16 protein-coding genes are annotated in these 16,944 nt (G+C 70.5%); 10 read left to right on the forward strand and 6 right to left on the reverse strand.

Annotated elements, in window-relative coordinates:
• Positions 1–28: 28 nt before the first annotated feature.
• Positions 29–700, forward strand: coding sequence for a fasciclin domain-containing protein (locus tag OO60_RS22630; protein ID WP_003100275.1), 672 nt, complete (start codon positions 29–31; stop codon positions 698–700).
• Here OO60_RS22630 and OO60_RS22635 read toward each other — a convergent pair whose 3' ends face one another.
• Together OO60_RS22635 and OO60_RS22640 are read right to left on the reverse strand one after the other, a co-directional pair.
• A complete protein-coding gene (locus OO60_RS22635) occupies positions 701–1,693 on the reverse strand; it encodes an LLM class flavin-dependent oxidoreductase (RefSeq protein WP_003100277.1) in 993 nt (330 codons plus the stop codon). It abuts the gene before it with no gap.
• A 44-nt stretch (positions 1,694–1,737) separates the two neighbouring features.
• Positions 1,738–2,391: a TetR/AcrR family transcriptional regulator gene (locus OO60_RS22640; protein WP_033262048.1), complete on the reverse strand. Its 654-nt coding sequence runs from the start codon at positions 2,389–2,391 to the stop codon at positions 1,738–1,740.
• A 98-nt stretch (positions 2,392–2,489) separates the two neighbouring features.
• On the opposite strand from OO60_RS22640, the gene OO60_RS22645 reads away from it, so the two are divergent.
• Positions 2,490–3,476, forward strand: a complete 987-nt coding sequence (locus OO60_RS22645; protein WP_003100280.1) for an NAD(P)-dependent alcohol dehydrogenase — start codon at positions 2,490–2,492, stop codon at positions 3,474–3,476.
• Between the two features lie 234 nt (positions 3,477–3,710).
• Here OO60_RS22645 and bdeA read toward each other — a convergent pair whose 3' ends face one another.
• Complete coding sequence (gene bdeA / locus OO60_RS22650) at positions 3,711–4,640, reverse strand: bis(hydroxyethyl) terephthalate hydrolase (protein ID WP_033262049.1); 930 nt, start codon at positions 4,638–4,640, stop codon at positions 3,711–3,713.
• Positions 4,641–4,989: 349 nt separating this feature from the next.
• The gene (locus OO60_RS22655; RefSeq protein WP_003100283.1) at positions 4,990–5,589 is read right to left on the reverse strand and encodes a QsdR family transcriptional regulator; all 600 of its coding nucleotides are present in this window, start codon (positions 5,587–5,589) and stop codon (positions 4,990–4,992) included.
• Between the two features lie 97 nt (positions 5,590–5,686).
• Between OO60_RS22655 and OO60_RS22660 the strand changes: the two genes are divergently transcribed.
• Positions 5,687–6,313, forward strand: coding sequence for a DsbA family protein (locus tag OO60_RS22660; protein ID WP_081655941.1), 627 nt, complete (start codon positions 5,687–5,689; stop codon positions 6,311–6,313).
• On the opposite strand, the gene OO60_RS22665 is transcribed toward OO60_RS22660, so the two are convergent.
• Positions 6,288–6,473 (reverse strand): hypothetical protein, encoded by a 186-nt coding sequence (locus OO60_RS22665; protein WP_003100285.1) that lies wholly within the window; start codon positions 6,471–6,473, stop codon positions 6,288–6,290. The genes OO60_RS22660 and OO60_RS22665 overlap by 26 nt on opposite strands.
• Before the next feature lie 192 nt (positions 6,474–6,665).
• On the opposite strand from OO60_RS22665, the gene OO60_RS22670 reads away from it, so the two are divergent.
• A complete protein-coding gene (locus OO60_RS22670) occupies positions 6,666–7,136 on the forward strand; it encodes a hypothetical protein (protein WP_155848968.1) in 471 nt (156 codons plus the stop codon).
• 91 nt (positions 7,137–7,227) lie between these two features.
• Here OO60_RS22670 and OO60_RS22675 read toward each other — a convergent pair whose 3' ends face one another.
• Positions 7,228–8,280 (reverse strand): substrate-binding domain-containing protein, encoded by a 1,053-nt coding sequence (locus tag OO60_RS22675; protein ID WP_033262051.1) that lies wholly within the window; start codon positions 8,278–8,280, stop codon positions 7,228–7,230.
• A gap of 171 nt (positions 8,281–8,451) precedes the next feature.
• On the opposite strand from OO60_RS22675, the gene OO60_RS22680 reads away from it, so the two are divergent.
• The 6 genes from OO60_RS22680 (at position 8,452) to OO60_RS22705 (ending at position 16,933) form a co-directional block, all read left to right on the forward strand.
• Complete coding sequence (locus OO60_RS22680) at positions 8,452–9,381, forward strand: carbohydrate ABC transporter permease (RefSeq protein ID WP_167346734.1); 930 nt, start codon at positions 8,452–8,454, stop codon at positions 9,379–9,381.
• Position 9,382: 1 nt separating this feature from the next.
• A complete protein-coding gene (locus tag OO60_RS22685; RefSeq protein ID WP_003081335.1) occupies positions 9,383–10,246 on the forward strand; it encodes a carbohydrate ABC transporter permease in 864 nt (287 codons plus the stop codon).
• A 32-nt stretch (positions 10,247–10,278) separates the two neighbouring features.
• Complete coding sequence (locus OO60_RS22690; protein ID WP_003081333.1) at positions 10,279–11,625, forward strand: ABC transporter substrate-binding protein; 1,347 nt, start codon at positions 10,279–10,281, stop codon at positions 11,623–11,625.
• The gene (gene arfA / locus OO60_RS22695; RefSeq protein ID WP_003081331.1) at positions 11,622–13,166 is read left to right on the forward strand and encodes an arabinosylfuranosidase ArfA; all 1,545 of its coding nucleotides are present in this window, start codon (positions 11,622–11,624) and stop codon (positions 13,164–13,166) included. The genes OO60_RS22690 and arfA overlap by 4 nt, the downstream gene beginning before the upstream one ends.
• The gene (locus OO60_RS22700; protein ID WP_003081330.1) at positions 13,159–14,913 is read left to right on the forward strand and encodes a glycoside hydrolase family 35 protein; all 1,755 of its coding nucleotides are present in this window, start codon (positions 13,159–13,161) and stop codon (positions 14,911–14,913) included. Before arfA ends, OO60_RS22700 begins: the two co-directional genes overlap by 8 nt.
• A gap of 91 nt (positions 14,914–15,004) precedes the next feature.
• The gene (locus tag OO60_RS22705; RefSeq protein WP_003081329.1) at positions 15,005–16,933 is read left to right on the forward strand and encodes an RICIN domain-containing protein; all 1,929 of its coding nucleotides are present in this window, start codon (positions 15,005–15,007) and stop codon (positions 16,931–16,933) included.
• The last annotated feature ends 11 nt before the right edge of the window (positions 16,934–16,944 follow it).

A 16,944-nucleotide genomic window follows, 5' to 3' on the forward strand; every position in this document is an offset into this window, starting at 1 on the left:
TTCTCAGCCGCTTACAGGAGTGATTTTTGTGACCAAGCTTCGTGTCGCCGGAATCGGCGTCGCCGCTGTCGCCGCTCTTTCGCTGACCGCGTGCAGCGGTAGCGACACCGCTTCGTCGGGCAGCTCCAGCAGCTCGATGGCGCCGTCGTCGTCGATGGCCGCGCCGTCGTCCAGCATGGCCGCCGGTGGTTCCGGCGTGACCACCAACGCCGACGTGTTCGGCCCGGCCTGTTCCCAGCTGCCGCAGGGTTCCGCGCCCGGTTCGCTGGACTCGATGGGCCCGCAGCCGGTCGCCTCGGCGGCGTCGACGAACCCGCTGCTGACCAAGCTGGTGGCGGCGGTCAAGGCCACCAACCTGGTCGACACGCTGAACAGCCAGGAAGCCATCACGGTGTTCGCGCCGGCCGACCCGGCGTTCGCCGCGCTGGGCGACGCCAAGTTCAACGAACTGGCCGGCAAGCCCGCCGAGCTCGCGCCGATCCTGCAGTACCACGTGGTCGGCAAGCGTTACGACGCCAAGGGTCTCGCCGCGGCCGGTTCGGTCGACACGCTCAACACCGCCGGCGGCCCGGTGAAGATCGAGGGTTCGGGCGACAACATGACGATCAACGGCGCGAAGATCCTGTGCGGCAACATCCCCACCAAGAACGCCACGGTCTTCGTGATCGACAAGGTGCTGACGCCGGGCACGAACAAGTAATCAGCGTCCCAGGAGCGGTGCCAGGCGTTCCGCGATGTCGGTGAGGATCTGCACGTAGTCTTCGTGGTCGAAGGTGAACGGCAGGGCGAAAGCCACCTCGTCGATCTCGCGGAACGCCTGGTGCGCGTGCAGCCGCTCGGCGATTTCCGCGGACGTGCCCACGTAGTCGCGGGAAAACAGCATCCGCGCGGGGCCCTGGGGCTCCTTGGTGCGCGGCAGCCGTTTCTCGGCGTAGGCCTCGTATTTGGCGCGCTGGTCCGGCGTCGCGCTGTCGGTCGGGATGACGACCAGACCCTGCGAGACGCGTCCGGTGGGGTGCTGCTCGCGGAACGTCCGGATGTGCGAGAGCTGGATTTCGGCGAAGTCCGTGCTCTCGCCTTCGGCCTTGACCACGCTGCTGGTCAGGAAGTTCATCCGGTGCTTGCCGGCCCACTCCGCCGAGCGCAGGCTCGCGCCGCCGTACCAGAGGCGGTCGCCGAGGCCGGGGGACTGCGGCTGGACCCGGTCGGAGAACACCTCGAAGCCCTGGGCGCCGCTGAACCCGGTGGCCGGCTCGCCGCGCACGAAGTCCAGCAGCCGCTGCACGCGGCCGTAGGAGAAGTCCTCGACGTCCGCGCTGTCCGGGTAGAGGGCGTGCTTGACCTCGTCCCAGCGCATCGGCGGCCCGACGCTGAGCCCCGGGTTGAGCCGCCCGCCGGAGAGCAGGTCGACGGTGGCGAGGTCCTCGGCGAGCCGCAGCGGGTTCTCCCAGCCGAGCGGGATCACGGCGGTGCCGAGCTCGATCCGGCTGGTCCGCTGCGACGCGGCGGCCAGCACGGCGACCGGCGAGGAGATGCCGTACTGGAGGTGCCGGTGGCGCACCCAGGCGCTGTCGAACCCGAGCTGTTCACCCAGTTCGATGATTTCCAGGGTGGACTCGTGGCCCCGGCGCGGGTCGGCGGCGTCGAACAGGCCGATGGTCAGGAAGCCGAGCTTCCGCAGAGGTCGTGACACGGTTCGATTTTGCCCCGCTGGGCGGGGTTGTCCCAATCAGTGGACTACCGCAGCCGGTCGAGGCCGTCGAGGATGACGTCGAGGCCGAATTCGAACTCCGCCTGGTCGTCGCACCACCCCAGGGTCGAGTCCGGGTCGTCGTGGGCGATCTCGCTGAGCATCCCGGTCAGGTTCGGCAGCTGCCAGACCAGGTCGACCGGCACGTCCGCCGACTGGCCGGCGTTCGGGTCGAACAGCTCCTGGCTGAAGCCGAGCGCGCGGCTGCCGAGGGCGTGCAGCGCGTGGTGCACCAGGTCGTAGGTGAACCCGCCGGCGCGCATCAGCCCGACCAGCGCGTCGTAGTAGCGCAGGACCTCGGTGCTCGTCGACGACCGCGTCTCGAACAGCTCCGGCGCCCAGCGGTGCCGGAGGAACACCTGCCGCGCGGTGAGGATCCGCTCCCGCACGGCCGCCTTCCACTCCGGTGCCGGCTCGACGTGGCCCACGGCCTCGTTGATCTCGCCGGCCACGACGTCGACGATGCCGTCGAGCACGTCTTCCTTCTTGGCCACGTGGTAGTAGAGCGACATCGCCTCGGCGCCGAGCTCTTCGGCGAGGCGGCGCATGGTCAGCGCCCGCAGCCCGTGCTGGTCCGCGAGGTCCACTGCCGCGCGCAGGACGCGCTCGCGGCTGAGGGGCATCCGCGCGTCGGTCGTCACCCACAAGATCGTACAAGGTAAGACGCGGTTGACGTTCTTACGTTGTACGGCGTAACTTACAACGTACGACTTACGACGTAAGAATCCCGGGAGGCGACGTGAAAGCCCTGGTCCAGCACGTGTACGGCGCACCTTCGAGCCTGGTCCTCGAGGACGTGCCCGATCCGGTGCCCGGCGAAGGCGAGGTGCTGGTCCGGGTGCGGGCGAGTTCGGTCAACCCGTACGACTGGCATTTCATGAGAGGCGAGCCGTACGTGGCGCGGCTGATGACCGGCGGTTTCGGCCTGCGCCGGCCACCGGTGGGCGTGCTCGGCTGCGACCTGGCGGGCCGGGTGGAGACGGCCGGTGCCCGCTTCGGCCCGGGCGACGACGTCTACGCGCTGCTGCCGCGGGGCGCCCACGCCGAGTACGTCTGCGTGCGCGAGGACCTGCTGGCCCCGATGCCAGTGAACCTGACCTACGAGCAAGCGGCGGCGATGCCGATGGCGGCGGTTACCGCCCTGGTCGCCTTGCGGGGTGTCGAAGCGGGGCAACGGGTGCTGGTCAACGGCGCTTCCGGCGGGGTCGGCACCTTCGCCGTCCAGTTGGCGAAGGCGCTCGGGGCGCGGGTCGACGCGGTCTGCAGCACGGCGAACGTCGAGGTGGTGCGGACACTCGGCGCGGAGCAGGTATTCGACTACCGGGCGGAGGACTTCACCCGCAGCGGCCGCCGTTACGACGTCCTGCTGGACATCGCGGGCAGCCGGTCGGTGTTCGCCTGCCGGCCGGTGCTCGCGCGCACGGGCACGTTCGTGGCCGTCGGCGGCCGGGCGGGGCGCTGGCTGCAGCCTGCGGGTCACGTCTTCGCGGCTTTGGCGTCCGGCTTCTTCGCCCGGCGGCGAGTCGTGCTCGCGGACGCGGTGGCATGCGCGGACAAGGCGGCGGTCTTGCGCGAGCTGGCCGGGTTGGTGGAGCGTGGCGCGGTCACGCCGGTCGTCGACCGGAGTTACCCGTTCGACGACCTGCGTGCCGCGTTCGGCTACTCCGAAGCCGGGCACGCCCGGGGCAAGGTGGTGGTCACCCTGGGCGAGCCCGGCGGCGGCTGACCGTGGTGCGCGCGTTCGTGGCCGTCGGCGGTCCGGCGGGCCGCAGCCTGCGGGTCACGTCTTCGCGGCGCTGGCGTCTGGCTTCTTCGCCTGGCGGCGGGTCGTGCTCGCGGATGTGGTGGCTTGTGCGGACAAGGGGGTGGTGTTGCGTGAGCTGGCCGCGTTCGGCTACTCCGAAGCCGGGCACGCCCAGGGCAAGGTCGTGGTCACCCTCGGCGTGCCCGGCGATGCCGGCTAACCGTTGTGCGGGCAGTTGCCGCGGTAGTCCGAAATGGACAGGTCCGGGGCCGGGATCGGGCAGAGGAACTGCTCGTAGCGGGTGTCGTCGTCGATGAACCGCTTGAGCCAGGACAGGGTGTACTTCGCGATCGTCGTGTTCGGCGAGTTCGGGGCGAAGTGGCTCGCCCCGCGCAGTTCGAGGTACGCGCGGTCCAAAGTAGACGGGAGGCTGGTGTAGAACGGGATCGAGTGCGAAGCGACCGGCGCGACGGTGTCCGCCTGCGCCCCGACGACCAGGGTCGGCACGCGCAGCGTCGACCAGTTCTTGGTCAGGTTCCAGCCGGTCAGCGGCACGGCGGCCTGCAGCGACGGCCGTGACCGCGCCGCTTCGAGCGTGCCGCCGCCACCCATCGAGTGGCCGACGACGCCGAGCCTGCTGCTGTCGATGCGCGAACGCACCGAGCTCTGCTGGGTCAGGTAGTCGAGCGAGGCCAGCAGCTGCCTGCCCCGGCTGTCGGGCTGGTCGGAGGTCGTCAGGGTGTCGATGGTGAAGACCACGAACCCCTGCGAGGCCAGGCGCGGCCCCAGCCAGGCGATGCTCGACTGGGTAGCGGTGAACCCGGGCGCGATCGACAGCGCCCCGAACGTGCCGGCGGTGGTGGTCGTCGGGTAGTAGATGGTGCCGCCACCGAACCCGGAAACGGCCAGCCGCGACACCGTGACGGTGCCGGTGGCGAAGGAGCCACGGGTGGCTTCGACGCTGGCGGTGGTGGGATCGGGCCCCCGCTCGTAGGGATTCGCGGCGGCGGGCGCGGGCGCGGCCACGCCGCCGGTCAGCGCCAGGGCGGCCAGCACGACGCCGGCAGCTTTGGTGCGCCACGGGCGGCGGCGGGAGATTTTCTCACCCAAGCCAGACAACGTCGGCGGGCTGGTGAGTGCGGACATGGATCGCTCTCTTTCCCCGGGCAGGCGAAAGCACGCCCGGACACAGACGGGCGGATCAGCGGAACTGGTGCACGGCAACGGAAGGCGTGCCGCATGCGGAACGCGGGGTAACCGCTTTCCTGTCGCCTATGAAACACCTCGCCGAAATGTTCCACATCCTCCGGACGGGTGAGGAGTTGACAGACTGACCAGTCGCTCACCAACCAGCGGCCGGTTCCGGTGCCTCCGCGCGAGGTGCCCTTGGGGTGGCGAACGCCTGCCCGGCCAGCTGGGCGGTGGTCGGTTGCAGTGCGCCGCGCGCGAGGTGCCCTGGGGTCGCGACCGTCAGCCCCACCAACTGGCCGATCCCTCAGCGAGCGGCGGCCGGCTCCAATGCCCCGCGCACAAGCGTGTCTACCAGGGTGGTCGCAACCGTCAGATCCACCGAGCGCGCCGCCAGAACATCCGAGTACAGGAACGACTCACCCAGCCGCACCACCGCGAAAGCCAAGTCCGCCAGCCCCACCAACGGCGTCAGCCCCGCCGCCTCGGCGTCGGCGCGGAACAGTTCGACGTGGGCGTCGACCAGCCCAGGCTGCACCGCGCCGCGCGGGTCGGTCAGGACGCGCAGGGCCACGTTCGACTCGGCCTCGATCAGCTTGCGCATGCCGCCGCTGGCGGCGACCTCGCGGCGGTACTCCTCCATCACCCACAGGCAGCGCAGCCGCCCCGTCGGCGTGCGGACCGCGTCGCCGTGCTCCGCGCGCCAGCCGTCGAGGGCGCGCTGCCAGGTCCGGTCGGACAGGAGCCGGAGGGCGGCGCCCATCAGGTCGTCGCGGTTGCCGACCCGGCGGAAGAACGTCGTGCGTGAGATCCCCAGCTCGGTCGCCATCCGGCCGAGGTCGAGGCGGGTGCCGGCCATGAGCAGCCGCGCCGCGTGCCGGACGATGTCCTCGGTCGAGACGGTCACCGGCTCACCCTAGCTTCGGCGGCGCCGCGCAGGTGGCTGCCGGTTACCTTGAAGTGCGCGGCGGCCCTCCGGTTAGCTTGGTTCCGTGCGCGTAGACATCTGGTCCGATCTGGTCTGTCCCTGGTGCTATCTCGGCAAACGCCGCTTCGAGCGGGCGGTGGCCGAACTCGGCGCCGACGTCGAGGTCGTGCACCACTCGTTCCAGCTCGACCCGTCGTTCCCGCGCGGGACTTCGCGGCCGACGCGGGAGGTGCTCGCCGAGAAGTACGGCCGGACACTGGAAGAGGCCGACGCGATGGAAGCGCAGATGGAGGAGCGCGCGGCCGCCGACGGTCTCGAGTACCACCTGGACGGTGTCCACATGGGCAACACTGTCGACGGCCACCGCCTGGTCCACTTCGCGGCCGAGCACGGGCGGGCCGACGCCGTCGTCGAGCGGTTCTACCGCGCGCACTTCACCGAGCGGCGGTCCCTGTTCGACCGCGAGTCGCTGGTGGAGCTGGCGGCCGAAGCCGGGCTCGACGCCGGGCAGGCCCGGGCCGTGCTCGAGTCCGACCGGTACGAAGCCGAGGTGGCGGCGGACGGCGAGCAGGCCCGGGCGCTGGGGGCGACCGGTGTGCCGTTCTTCGTGATCGACCAGCGGTTCGGCGTCGCCGGCGCCCAGTCGACCGAGGTGTTCGCGCAGGTGCTGCGCCGCGTCAGCGACGGCGCCGCCGCCGGGTGAACCGCGACCGGTCGGTGGCGATCCCGGCCAGGTGCAGGGCCACGCAGAGCAGCCCGGCGGTGGTGAGCGTCCCGGTCGTGACGACCGGCCCGAGCCCGAACCCGAACAGCTCCATCAGCAGAGCGAGCCCGAAGAGCACGGCGGCGAGAATGGCGAGCATGACGGCCTCTTTCCGCACGGTGCGGCCGAATGGTCCACACCACTGCGACGTTCGCGGGACCGGGGGTTCCGGTCCGGTGGCCGGTAATGCCCCCGCCTCCCGGCGCTGAAACGGGCATCGGTGTGGGTACTTTTCCGGTGGACCGCGCCCCGCCCGGACGCGCTAGGGTCGCGCGTCGAAAAGGGGGACGACGTGCGCATGCGGCTGATCATCGGTGCAACGATCACGGCATTGGCCACGGCCTGTGGCACAAGCACAAGCACAAGCACCGCCCCGGCCACCGGCGACGTGGGCGCGGTGGGCACGGCCCAGAACGAATCGGGGCTGCGCGAAGCGGCCCGCGCCTACCTGGACGCATGGAGCACGGGCAACACGGCAACGATCTGCACGTTGCTGGAGGCCCGGACGGCGGCGGAGTTCACGGCGAAGGTCCGCGCACCGGACTGCCCGGCAGCGGTGCACGTGCTGTACGACCGCATGTCGGACCAGGTCCGCGCAAGCCTCCGCGACGTGCAGTTCACCGAGGTGAAGCAGCAGTCGGGGAGCGGGACGCAGGGGCATGTGGTGGTGGGTGCGAAGGTTCCGGTGCTGGGCAACGACCTGAGCACGGATTGGAGTTACAAGTCCGGCCGCTGGCAGATCCGCGAACGCCCTCGCGAGTAACGCTGCCGGGGGCGGGCGGACCCGATCCCATCCGGCCCGCGGGGGGCGCCCCCCGTTATCCACACTACCGGATGGCACCGACAGTTTCAGGTCACGCGGGCGGCGGTGCGGTGCTGGACCGGATCACCAACTCCGTCGGCAGCAGCACCGGCTCCCCGGCCTCCGCGCCGGTCTCGATCTCCGCCAGCAAGGCCTCCACCGCGTGCCTGCCCACCGCCTCGAACGACTGGCGGATCGTCGTCAACGGGGGCCAGAAGTGGGCCGACTCCTCCATGTCGTCGAACCCCACCACGCTCACCGAAGCCGGTACCGCGCGGCCGGACTCGTGCAACGCGCGCAGCACGCCCAGTGCCATCTGGTCGTTCGCCGCGAACACCGCCGTCACCGCCGGGTCCGCCGCCAGCTGCAGGCCCGCCCGGTAGCCCGACTCCGGGGACCAGTCGCCGACCAGGACCGGGGGGACCGGCCGGTCCGCACGCTCCAATGTGGCCTGCCACGACCGGCGGCGGCGCTCGGCCGAGTACGACTGCGGTGGGCCCGCGATGTGCCAGACCGTCGGATGCCCCAGTGACAGCAGGTGGCTGGTGGCCCGGGCCGCTCCGTCCGCCTGGTCGTTGTCGACCACCGGGTAGTCGTAGCGGGCGCTCGAGTCGATCACCACCACCGGGAGCCCGTGCGGCAGTTCGATCTCGCTTTGGTCAAGCTGGTGTTGCTCGATGAGGATGATGACGCCGTCGACCGCCTGCTCGTTCAGCGTGCTGAACGCGCCCGTCACCTCGCCCTGCGTCGGGCGGGTCACCGGCATCAGGATGATCGAAAACCCCTCCGTGACGACCGCCGCCGCGATGGCGTCGAGGGTGCGGCTGTTGCCGAACGTCGGGAGGGCCGAAATGATCACGCCGATGCTGCGGAACTGGCCGTTGCGCAGGGCGCGGGCCGCGCTGTTGGGCCGGTAGCCGACCCGGCGCATCGCGGCCAGGACCCGCTCCCGCGTCGCGTCGTCCACATTGGTCTTCCCGTTGGCCACCCGGGAGACCGTCTGGCCCGACACGCCCGCTTCACGGGCCACGTCCGCCATCGACGGGCCCCGGCGCCGGGCGGGGCCGGGTGCAGATGACGTCGCTGTCTGGCGCGGCACGGTCACTCCTTAGCTTTCGGGGGTCCGGGTGGCGGAGCCCCCGGCCCGGGGCGGAGCCCCGGCTGTCACACAGTGTCCTGGACATGTTTACGTCAACACGTTACTCTGCGGCCGTCCATGTTGACGTAAACATCCCGCCGGGTCCAGCGCCCGGCCGCATGACCACTCGGAGAGACGATGACGTCCACAGCGGCTCCGCCCGCCCCGGTGCCGGCGCGCCGGGCGCCCGCGGCCCGCCGGCCGCGGCGGAAATGGCGGGGCTGGCTCTTCGTCGCCCCCTTCATGCTGGTGTTCGCGCTAACTTTCATCGCGCCCGTCGTGTACGCCTTCGTGCTGAGCCTCTTCCGGGACCAGGCCTTCTTCGGTGGCACGGTCTTCGTCGGCGCCGACAACTACGTCCAGGTCTTCGGCGATCCGAAGTTCTGGGAAGCCTTCCGGCGGGTGCTGGTGTTCCTCGCCGTGCAGGTGCCGATCATGCTGGTGCTCGCGCTGATCGCCGCGCTCGCGATCGACAGCGCCCGGCTGCACGCCGCCGGGTTCTTCCGGATCGTGATCTTCCTGCCGTACGCGGTCCCCGCCGTCGTCGCCGCGCTGATGTGGGGCTTCATCTACGGTGACCACTTCGGACTCGCGGCCGACCTGAACCACCTGCTGGGCACCGATTCGGTGAAGCCGCTGTCGCAGAACTGGCTCCTCACGTCGATCGGCAACATCGTCACGTGGGAGTTCGTGGGCTACAACATGCTCATCTTCTACTCCGCGCTGAAGGTGATCCCGAAGGAACTGTTCGAGGCGGCCGCGATCGACGGCGCCGGCGCGTTCCGCACGGTCGTTTCCGTCAAGCTCCCCGCGATCCGGGGCGCCATCGTGGTCGCGACGATCTTCTCGATCATCGGCAGCTTCCAGCTGTTCAACGAGCCCAACATCATGCGCAACCTCGTGCCCAACATGATCGTCACGAACTACACGCCGAACATGTACGCCTACAACCTTTCCTTCAACGGGCAGCAGTACAACTACTCCGCCGCCGTCGCGATCGTGATGGGCGTGATCACCGCGGTCATCGCCTACGTCGTGCAGCTGCGCGGCTCCCGGAAGGAGATGTGACATGGCCACCTTCTCCGTGACCAAACCCCGGAAGTCGCGTGTCCTCACCGGCTTCATGGCGCTCTACCTGCTCTACACCCTGGTTCCCCTGGTTTGGCTGATCATCAACGCCACCAAGACCCAGCCGGCGCTGTTCTCGACGTCGGGACTGTCCTTCGGGGACTCGTTCGCCCTCTTCGACAACATCGGCAAGACGTTCACCTACAACGACGGGATCTTCTTCCGCTGGCTCGGGAACACGCTGCTGTACGTCGTGGTCGGGGCCGGTGGTGCGACGATCCTCGCCACGGCCGCCGGGTACGGGCTGGCCAAGTACCGCTTCCCCGGCCGTCGCGCGGTGTTCGCCGTCGTCCTCGGGGCCGTGGCCGTGCCGCCGACCGCGCTGGCCGTGCCGACGTTCCTGATGTTCAGCAAGCTCGGGCTGACCAACACGCCGCTGGCGGTCATCATCCCGTCGCTGATCAGCCCGTTCGGCCTGTACCTGATCTGGGTCTACGCCGCCGACGCCATCCCGGACGAACTCCTGGAGGCGGCGCGGATCGACGGCGCGGGCGAGATCCGGATCTTCCTCACCGTGACGCTGCGCCAGCTGGTCCCCGGGATCATCACGGTCACGCTGTTCACCATGGTGCAGACGTGGAACAACTACTTCCTGCCGCTGATCATGCTCAGCGAACCGAAGTGGTACCCGCTGACCGTCGGGCTCAACCAGTGGAGCGCCCAGGCCAACGGGGCCGGCGCCCAGCCGATCTTCAACCTGGTGCTCACCGGGTCGTTGCTCACCATCATTCCCCTCGTCGTCGCTTTCCTGCTCATGCAACGGTTCTGGCAGTCCGGGCTGAGCGCCGGAAGCGTTAAGCAGTAACCCGCCGTCACACCGCCGTGAAGGGACACCCGATGTCACGCATCCGCAACCACGCCAAGGCGGCCGCCGCCCTGGTGCTGGCCGCCGCTCTGGCGGTCGGCTGCTCGTCCGGGGGCGGCTCGTCGTCCGCGCCCGCCGCCGCCACCGGCAACCAGGACTCCGTCGACGCCGCGCTGAAGGCCGGCGGGGAGATCACCTACTGGAGCTGGACCCCGTCCGCCAAGGACCAGGTGGCCGCGTTCCAGAAGGAATACCCGAACGTCAAGGTCAACTACGTCAACGCGGGCACCAACAAGGACGAGTACACCAAGCTGCAGAACGCGATCAAGGCCGGCTCGGGCGCCCCCGACGTCGCCCAGATCGAGTACTACGCCCTCCCGCAGTTCGCGCTGACCGACTCGCTGGCCGACCTCAACTCCTACGGCTTCGGCTCGTTCGAGAAGGACTACAGCGCCTCCACGTGGGCGCAGGTCAAGAACGGCAACGGGCTCTACGGCCTGCCGCAGGACTCCGGCCCGATGGCGCTGTTCTACAACAAGGAGGTTTTCGCCAAGTACAGCATCGCTGTGCCGAAGACCTGGGCCGAGTACGTCGACGCGGCCAAGAAGCTGCACGCCGCCGACCCGACGAAGTACATCACCGCCGACACCGGTGACGCCGGGTTCACGCTGAGCATGATCTGGCAGGCCGGCGGCCACCCGTTCGCCGTCGACGGCCGCAACGTCAAGATCAACTTCGGCGACGAGGGCACCAAGAAGTGGACGTCGGTCTGGAACCAGCTGGTCCAGGGCAAGCTGCTCTCGCCCATCGCGGGCTGGTCCGACGACTGGTTCCGCGCGCTCGGTGACGGCACCATCGCGACCCTGCCCACCGGCGCCTGGATGCCGGGCAACTTCATCTCGTCGGTGACCGCGGGCAGCGGCAAGTGGGCCGTGGCGCCGATGCCGACCTACGACGGCCAGAAGGCGGTCACCGCGGAGAACGGCGGCAGCACCCAGTCCGTGGTCAAGCAGAGCAAGAACCCGGCGCTGGCCGCGGCGTTCGTCCGCTGGCTCAACCACGGCGGCGGCGTCCAGCCGTTCATCAAGAGCGGCGGCTTCCCGTCCACCACGGCCGACCTGACCTCGCCCGCGTTCGTCGACGAGGCCATGCCGTACTTCGGCGGCCAGAAGGTCAACCAGGTGCTGACGCAGGCGTCGAAGGACGTCGCGCCGGGCTGGAGCTACCTGCCGTACCAGACCTACGCCAACAGCATCTACAGCGACACCGTCGGCAAGGCCTACCTGGCCGGCACCCCGCTCGACGCCGGCCTGGCGGCCTGGCAGCAGGCGCTGGTCGACTACGGCAACCAGCAGGGCTTCACGGTCAGCGCCGGATGACCGTCGACATCGAAGGTGACGCGGGCCAGGTCGTCGGCCCGGTCCCGCGTCGCCTCTTCGGCTCGTTCGTCGAGCACATGGGCCGGTCCGTCTACACCGGACTGTACGAGCCCGGTCACTCCACATCCGACGAGCGCGGCTTCCGCGGCGACGTCCTGGAGCTGGTCCGGGAGCTCGGCCCGACCGTCCTGCGCTACCCCGGCGGGAACTTCGTCTCCGGCTACCGCTGGGAAGACGGCGTCGGACCGGCCGAGACCCGGCCGGTCCGGCTCGACCCGGCGTGGCACAGCGTCGAGTCCAACCGCTTCGGCCTGCACGAATTCGTCGCGTGGGCCGAAGCCGCGGGTACCGAGGTGATGTACGCCGTCAACCTCGGTACCCGCGGCATCCAGGAAGCCGCCGACGTCCTGGAGTACTGCAACATCGACGGCGGCACGGAACTGAGCGAGCGGCGGCGCGCCAACGGCGCCGACCGCCCGTTCGGCTTCAAGCTGTGGTGCCTGGGCAACGAGATGGACGGCCCGTGGCAGATCGGCCACAAGACGGCCGAGGAGTACGGCCGCCTGGCCGCGGAAACCGCCCGGCTGATGCGGATGATCGACCCGGACGTCGAGCTGGTCGTCGCGGGCAGTTCCCACGCCGACATGCCGACCTTCGGCTCGTGGGAACGCACCGTGCTGCGCCACACCGCCGAACTGGTCGACCACATCTCGCTGCACGCCTACTACCAGGAGCTGCACGGCGACACCGACAGCTACCTGGCCAGCGCGGCCGCCCTGGACCGCTACATCGCCACCACGGCCGGCGTCATCGACGAAACCCTCGCGGAGCTGGGCCTCGACAAGAAGATCGGGATCAGCGTCGACGAGTGGAACGTCTGGGACCTGCGCCGCTGGAACGAAGTCGACCAGGCGAAGCTCGCCGAGGGCGGCTGGAAGCACCACCCGCGGATCATCGAGGACACCTACACCGTCACCGACGCGGTCGTCGTCGGCTCGCTGCTGGGTTCGCTGCTGCGCAACGTCGACCGCGTCACCATGGCGAACCAGGCCCAGCTGGTGAACGTCATCGCGCCGATCCGCTCCGAGCCGGGCGGCCCGGCGTGGCGGCAGACGACGTTCCACCCGTTCCAGCGGGTCGCCGCGCTGGCCGGCGGGGCGAGCCTGCGCCTGGCCGTCGAGGGGGACCGGCTCCGCACCGCGCAGCACGGGGAAGTCGGCCTCGTCGACGTCGCCGCGACGGTCGAAGACTCGGGGCGGGGCGCGGTGTTCCTGACCAACCGCGCCACGGCGTCGCCGACCGAAGTCCGGATCCGCCTCCGCGGCGCCCGGTTCGGCGTCTACGCGGCCGAAACGCTCACCACACCCGGCGGCGAGACGCGCCACACCGTGAACACCGCCGCCGCCCAGCCGGTCCGGCCGGTGCCGCTACCCGGCGCCGCCGCGACGTCCGATCCCGGGGGGACCACCATCACCGTGACACTGCCACCGTTGTCCTGGAGCGTGCTCCAGCTGACCCCGCAGGCGGGCCCGCATGCCTGAGTTCGTGATCGGGGAGCACGACTTCCTGCTCGACGGCCGCCCGTTCCGCATCCTGTCCGGGGCCCTGCACTACTTCCGCGTCCACCCGGACCTGTGGGCCGACCGGATCGACAAGGCCCGGCGGATGGGCCTCAACACCATCGAGACGTACGTGGCGTGGAACGCGCACGCCCCCGAGCCGGGCGCGTTCGACCTGTCCGGCGGGCTCGACCTGGACCGCTTCCTGCGGCTCGTCGCCGACGCCGGGATGTACGCGATCGTGCGGCCCGGCCCGTACATCTGCGCCGAATGGGACAACGGCGGGCTGCCCGCGTGGCTCTTCCGCGACCCGTCGGTCGGGGTGCGCCGGTACGAGCCGAAGTACCTGGACGCGGTGCGGGAGTACCTGACGAAGGTGTACGAGGTCGTCGTCCCGCACCAGATCGACCGGGGTGGCCCGGTGCTGCTGGTCCAGGTGGAGAACGAATACGGCGCGTTCGGCGACGACAAGCGGTACCTGAAAGCGCTTGCCGAGCACACGCGCGACTCCGGCGTCACCGTGCCACTGACCACAGTGGACCAGCCGACGCCGGAGATGCTGGCGGCGGGCAGCCTCGACGGGCTGCACCGCACGGCGTCGTTCGGCTCCGGCGCCGAGGCGCGGCTGGCGATCCTGCGGCAGCACCAGCCGACCGGGCCGCTGATGTGCAGCGAGTTCTGGAACGGCTGGTTCGACCACTGGGGCGCCCACCACCACACGACCCCGGCCGCGGATTCGGCGGCGGAGCTGGACGCGCTGCTCGCCGCGGGCGCGTCGGTCAACCTGTACATGTTCCACGGCGGCACCAACTTCGGGCTCACCAACGGCGCCAACGACAAGGGCGTCTACCAGCCGCTGATCACGTCCTACGACTACGACGCGCCGCTGGACGAAGCCGGCGATCCGACGCCGAAGTACCACGCGTTCCGGGACGTGATCGCCCGCTACCACAAGGTGCCGGACACCGTCCCGCCGCCGGCGCGGCCCGCGCCGACGCCGGGCGGGCTCCTCGGCGACCCGGTCCGGCTGCTCGACGCGCCGGAACGGTGGGGCACCTGGGAGTTCCACGAGGAGCTGCCCGCGTTCGACGACCTCACGCCGATGCCGCAGCTGGCGCTGCTGCGGTGCGCCGTCGAGGGCGACCGGCCCGGGGTGCTGACCTTCGGCGAGGTCCGCGACCGCGCCACCGTGTTCTTCGACGGCGACCTCGTCGGCACGCTCAGCCGGGACCACCACGAACGCGCGATCCCGCTGCCGCGCGGCCGGGGCGAACTGCTCGTGCTGGTCGAGGACCAGGGCCGCGTGGACTACGGCTCGCGCATCGGCGAGGCGAAGGGCATCGTCGGCGGGGCGTCGCTGCACGGCGAGCCGCTGGCCGGGTGGGACGTGCTGCCGCTCGACCTGGCCGCGCTGCCGTCGCTGCGGCCGTCGTCGCCGGAACCCGTGGCGGGCCCGGTGGCCGGGCCGGTGCTGCTGCGCGCCGACATCGATGTCGACGAGCCCGCCGACCTGTTCCTCGACACCGGGGAGTGGGGCAAGGGCGTCGTCTGGTTCAACGGGTTCGCGCTCGGCCGGTACTGGCGGCGCGGTCCGCAGCGGACGCTGTACGTGCCGCGCCCGGTGGTCCGCGCGGGCGCCAACGAACTGGTCGTGCTGGAACTCGGCACGATGCTCGACCCGGCGGCCCGGTTCGTGCCGCGGCCGCTGCTGGGCCACACCGAAGCCTGAGAAGGTCCCCACCGCACCGAAGGGCAGTTCGACGATGAACCTGCGGCGTTTGCTCACCGTCCTTTGTGTACCTCTGATCGGCGGTGCGGTCGTGGCCGCACCGGCGGAAGCGGCCACCACGGTGACCGTGAAGCCGGACCCGGCGTACCGGCAGCAGGCGTTCGACGGCTGGGGCGCCAGCCTGGCGTGGATGGCCGAGGCGACCGGCGGCTACCCCGACGCCGTCCGGAACAAGCTGGCCGACCTGGTCTTCGGCCCCGACGGGCTGAACCTGAACATCGCCCGGTTCAACGTCGGCGGCGGCAACGCCCCCGACGTCCCGGCGTACCTCCGCGCGGGCGCCGCGGTGCCGGGCTGGTGGAAGGCCCCGGCCGGCACCACCCGCGACGACAAGGACTGGTGGACCCCCGGCGACGCGGCCGAGTTCGACCCGAAGGCCGACCCGAACCAGCGCTGGTGGGTCGACAAGATCAAGAACCGCGTCACGAAGTGGGAGGCGTTCAGCAACTCGCCGCCGTACTTCCAGACGGTGTCCGGGTACGTCTCGGGCGGCTTCACCGCCACCGACGAGCAGCTGCGTTCGGACAAGATCGGTGACTTCACCGCGTACCTGACGCAGGTCGTGCGAACCCTCGAAAAGGCGCACGGCATCAAGTTCGCGTCGGTGAACCCGCTGAACGAGCCCAACACGAACTACTGGAAGACCACCCTCGGCGCCGACGGCAACCCGACCGGCGGCCGCCAGGAAGGCGCGCACATCGGCCCGTCGGTCCAGTCGCAGCTGATCCCGGCGATGGCCTCGGCGCTGAAGGCGGCCGGGTCGCGGGCGATCGTCTCCGCGCCCGACGAGACCAACCCGGACATCTTCGCCGCGGACTGGAGCGGCTGGTCGGCCGACGCCCGGGCGGCGGCGGGCCGGCTCAACGTGCACACCTACGGCACCGGCAACCGGCCGGTCCCGCGCGACCTGGCCAAGGGCGCGGGCAAGCCGTTGTGGATGAGCGAGGTCGGCGGCAGCTGGCTGGACCGGCAGGACTTCACCGACATGGACCCCGGCCTCGGCATGGCCAAGCAGATCACCGACGACCTGCGGCTCCTGGAACCGAGCGCGTGGGTCAGCTGGCAGCCGATCGAGGACTACAACAACATGAAGCCGGGCGGCGAGTCTGCGGCCGGGATGAACTGGGGCGAGATCCAGGTCCCGTTCGACTGCCCGAAGAACGCCACGCTGCAGACTTGCCAGATCAGGACGAACACGAAGTTCAACACGATGCGGAACTTCACCCACTACATCCGGCCGGGTGACCGGCTGATCGGGGTGAACGACACCGCGTCGACGGTCGCGATGCGCGGCGAGGACCTGGCGACGGTCGTGCACACCAACGCGGGCACGGACGCCCAGGACGTCACGCTGGACCTGTCGGGGTTCAAGAACGTCCGGCCCGGCGCGTCGGTCACGCCGGTCGTCACCGACGTCACCGGGGCGCTCAAGCGGGGCAAGCCGGTGCGGGTCACCGCGGGTCAGGCGACGCTGCGGGTGCCGGCGCGTTCGGTGACGAGCTTCCTCGTCGACGGCCTCTCCGCGACGGCGGCCGGCACGGGCCTCGGCTCGGGCAAGCCGGTCACCTTCACCGGCGTGCAGAGCGGCAAGTCGCTGTCGGCGGAGAACGGTTCGCTGGTCCAGCGCACGACGGACGCCTCGGCGGCGGCGCAGCGCTGGACGCTCACCGACCGCACGGGCCGCTACGGCAACCGCGACCGGTTCACCATCACCAACGCGGGCACGGGCCAGGTGCTCGGCACGGCGGGCGGCGCGGTGACGCTGGCCGCGGCGGGCACGTGCGACCCGGCGGCGGAGTGGACGCTGTCCACCACCGGCGACGGCGCCTGGACGTTCGTCAACGCGGGCACCGGGCAGCTGCTCGACGTCACGAGCGAGTCCCGTGAGGACGGCGCCCGGATCGGCCTCTACAAGCCGACGAACGGGCCCAACCAGCGCTGGCAGGCCACCCCCGCCTGACAGGTCGTGAG

It is taken from the genome of Amycolatopsis vancoresmycina, from assembly GCF_000716785.1.
In the GTDB taxonomy this organism is placed as follows: domain Bacteria; phylum Actinomycetota; class Actinomycetes; order Mycobacteriales; family Pseudonocardiaceae; genus Amycolatopsis; species Amycolatopsis vancoresmycina.

What these genes read in the sequence shown, in the direction of transcription:
- OO60_RS22700 (WP_003081330.1), top strand. Translation starts at nt 13,159, where the DNA reads ATGCCTGAGTTCGTGATCGGGGAGCACGACTTCCTGCTCGACGGCCGC.
- OO60_RS22690 (WP_003081333.1), top strand. Translation starts at nt 10,279, where the DNA reads ATGTCACGCATCCGCAACCACGCCAAGGCGGCCGCCGCCCTGGTGCTG.
- OO60_RS22685 (WP_003081335.1), top strand. Translation starts at nt 9,383, where the DNA reads ATGGCCACCTTCTCCGTGACCAAACCCCGGAAGTCGCGTGTCCTCACC.
- OO60_RS22680 (WP_167346734.1), top strand. Translation starts at nt 8,452, where the DNA reads ATGACGTCCACAGCGGCTCCGCCCGCCCCGGTGCCGGCGCGCCGGGCG.
- bdeA (WP_033262049.1), bottom strand. Translation starts at nt 4,640, where the DNA reads ATGTCCGCACTCACCAGCCCGCCGACGTTGTCTGGCTTGGGTGAGAAA.
- arfA (WP_003081331.1), top strand. Translation starts at nt 11,622, where the DNA reads ATGACCGTCGACATCGAAGGTGACGCGGGCCAGGTCGTCGGCCCGGTC.
- OO60_RS22665 (WP_003100285.1), bottom strand. Translation starts at nt 6,473, where the DNA reads ATGCTCGCCATTCTCGCCGCCGTGCTCTTCGGGCTCGCTCTGCTGATG.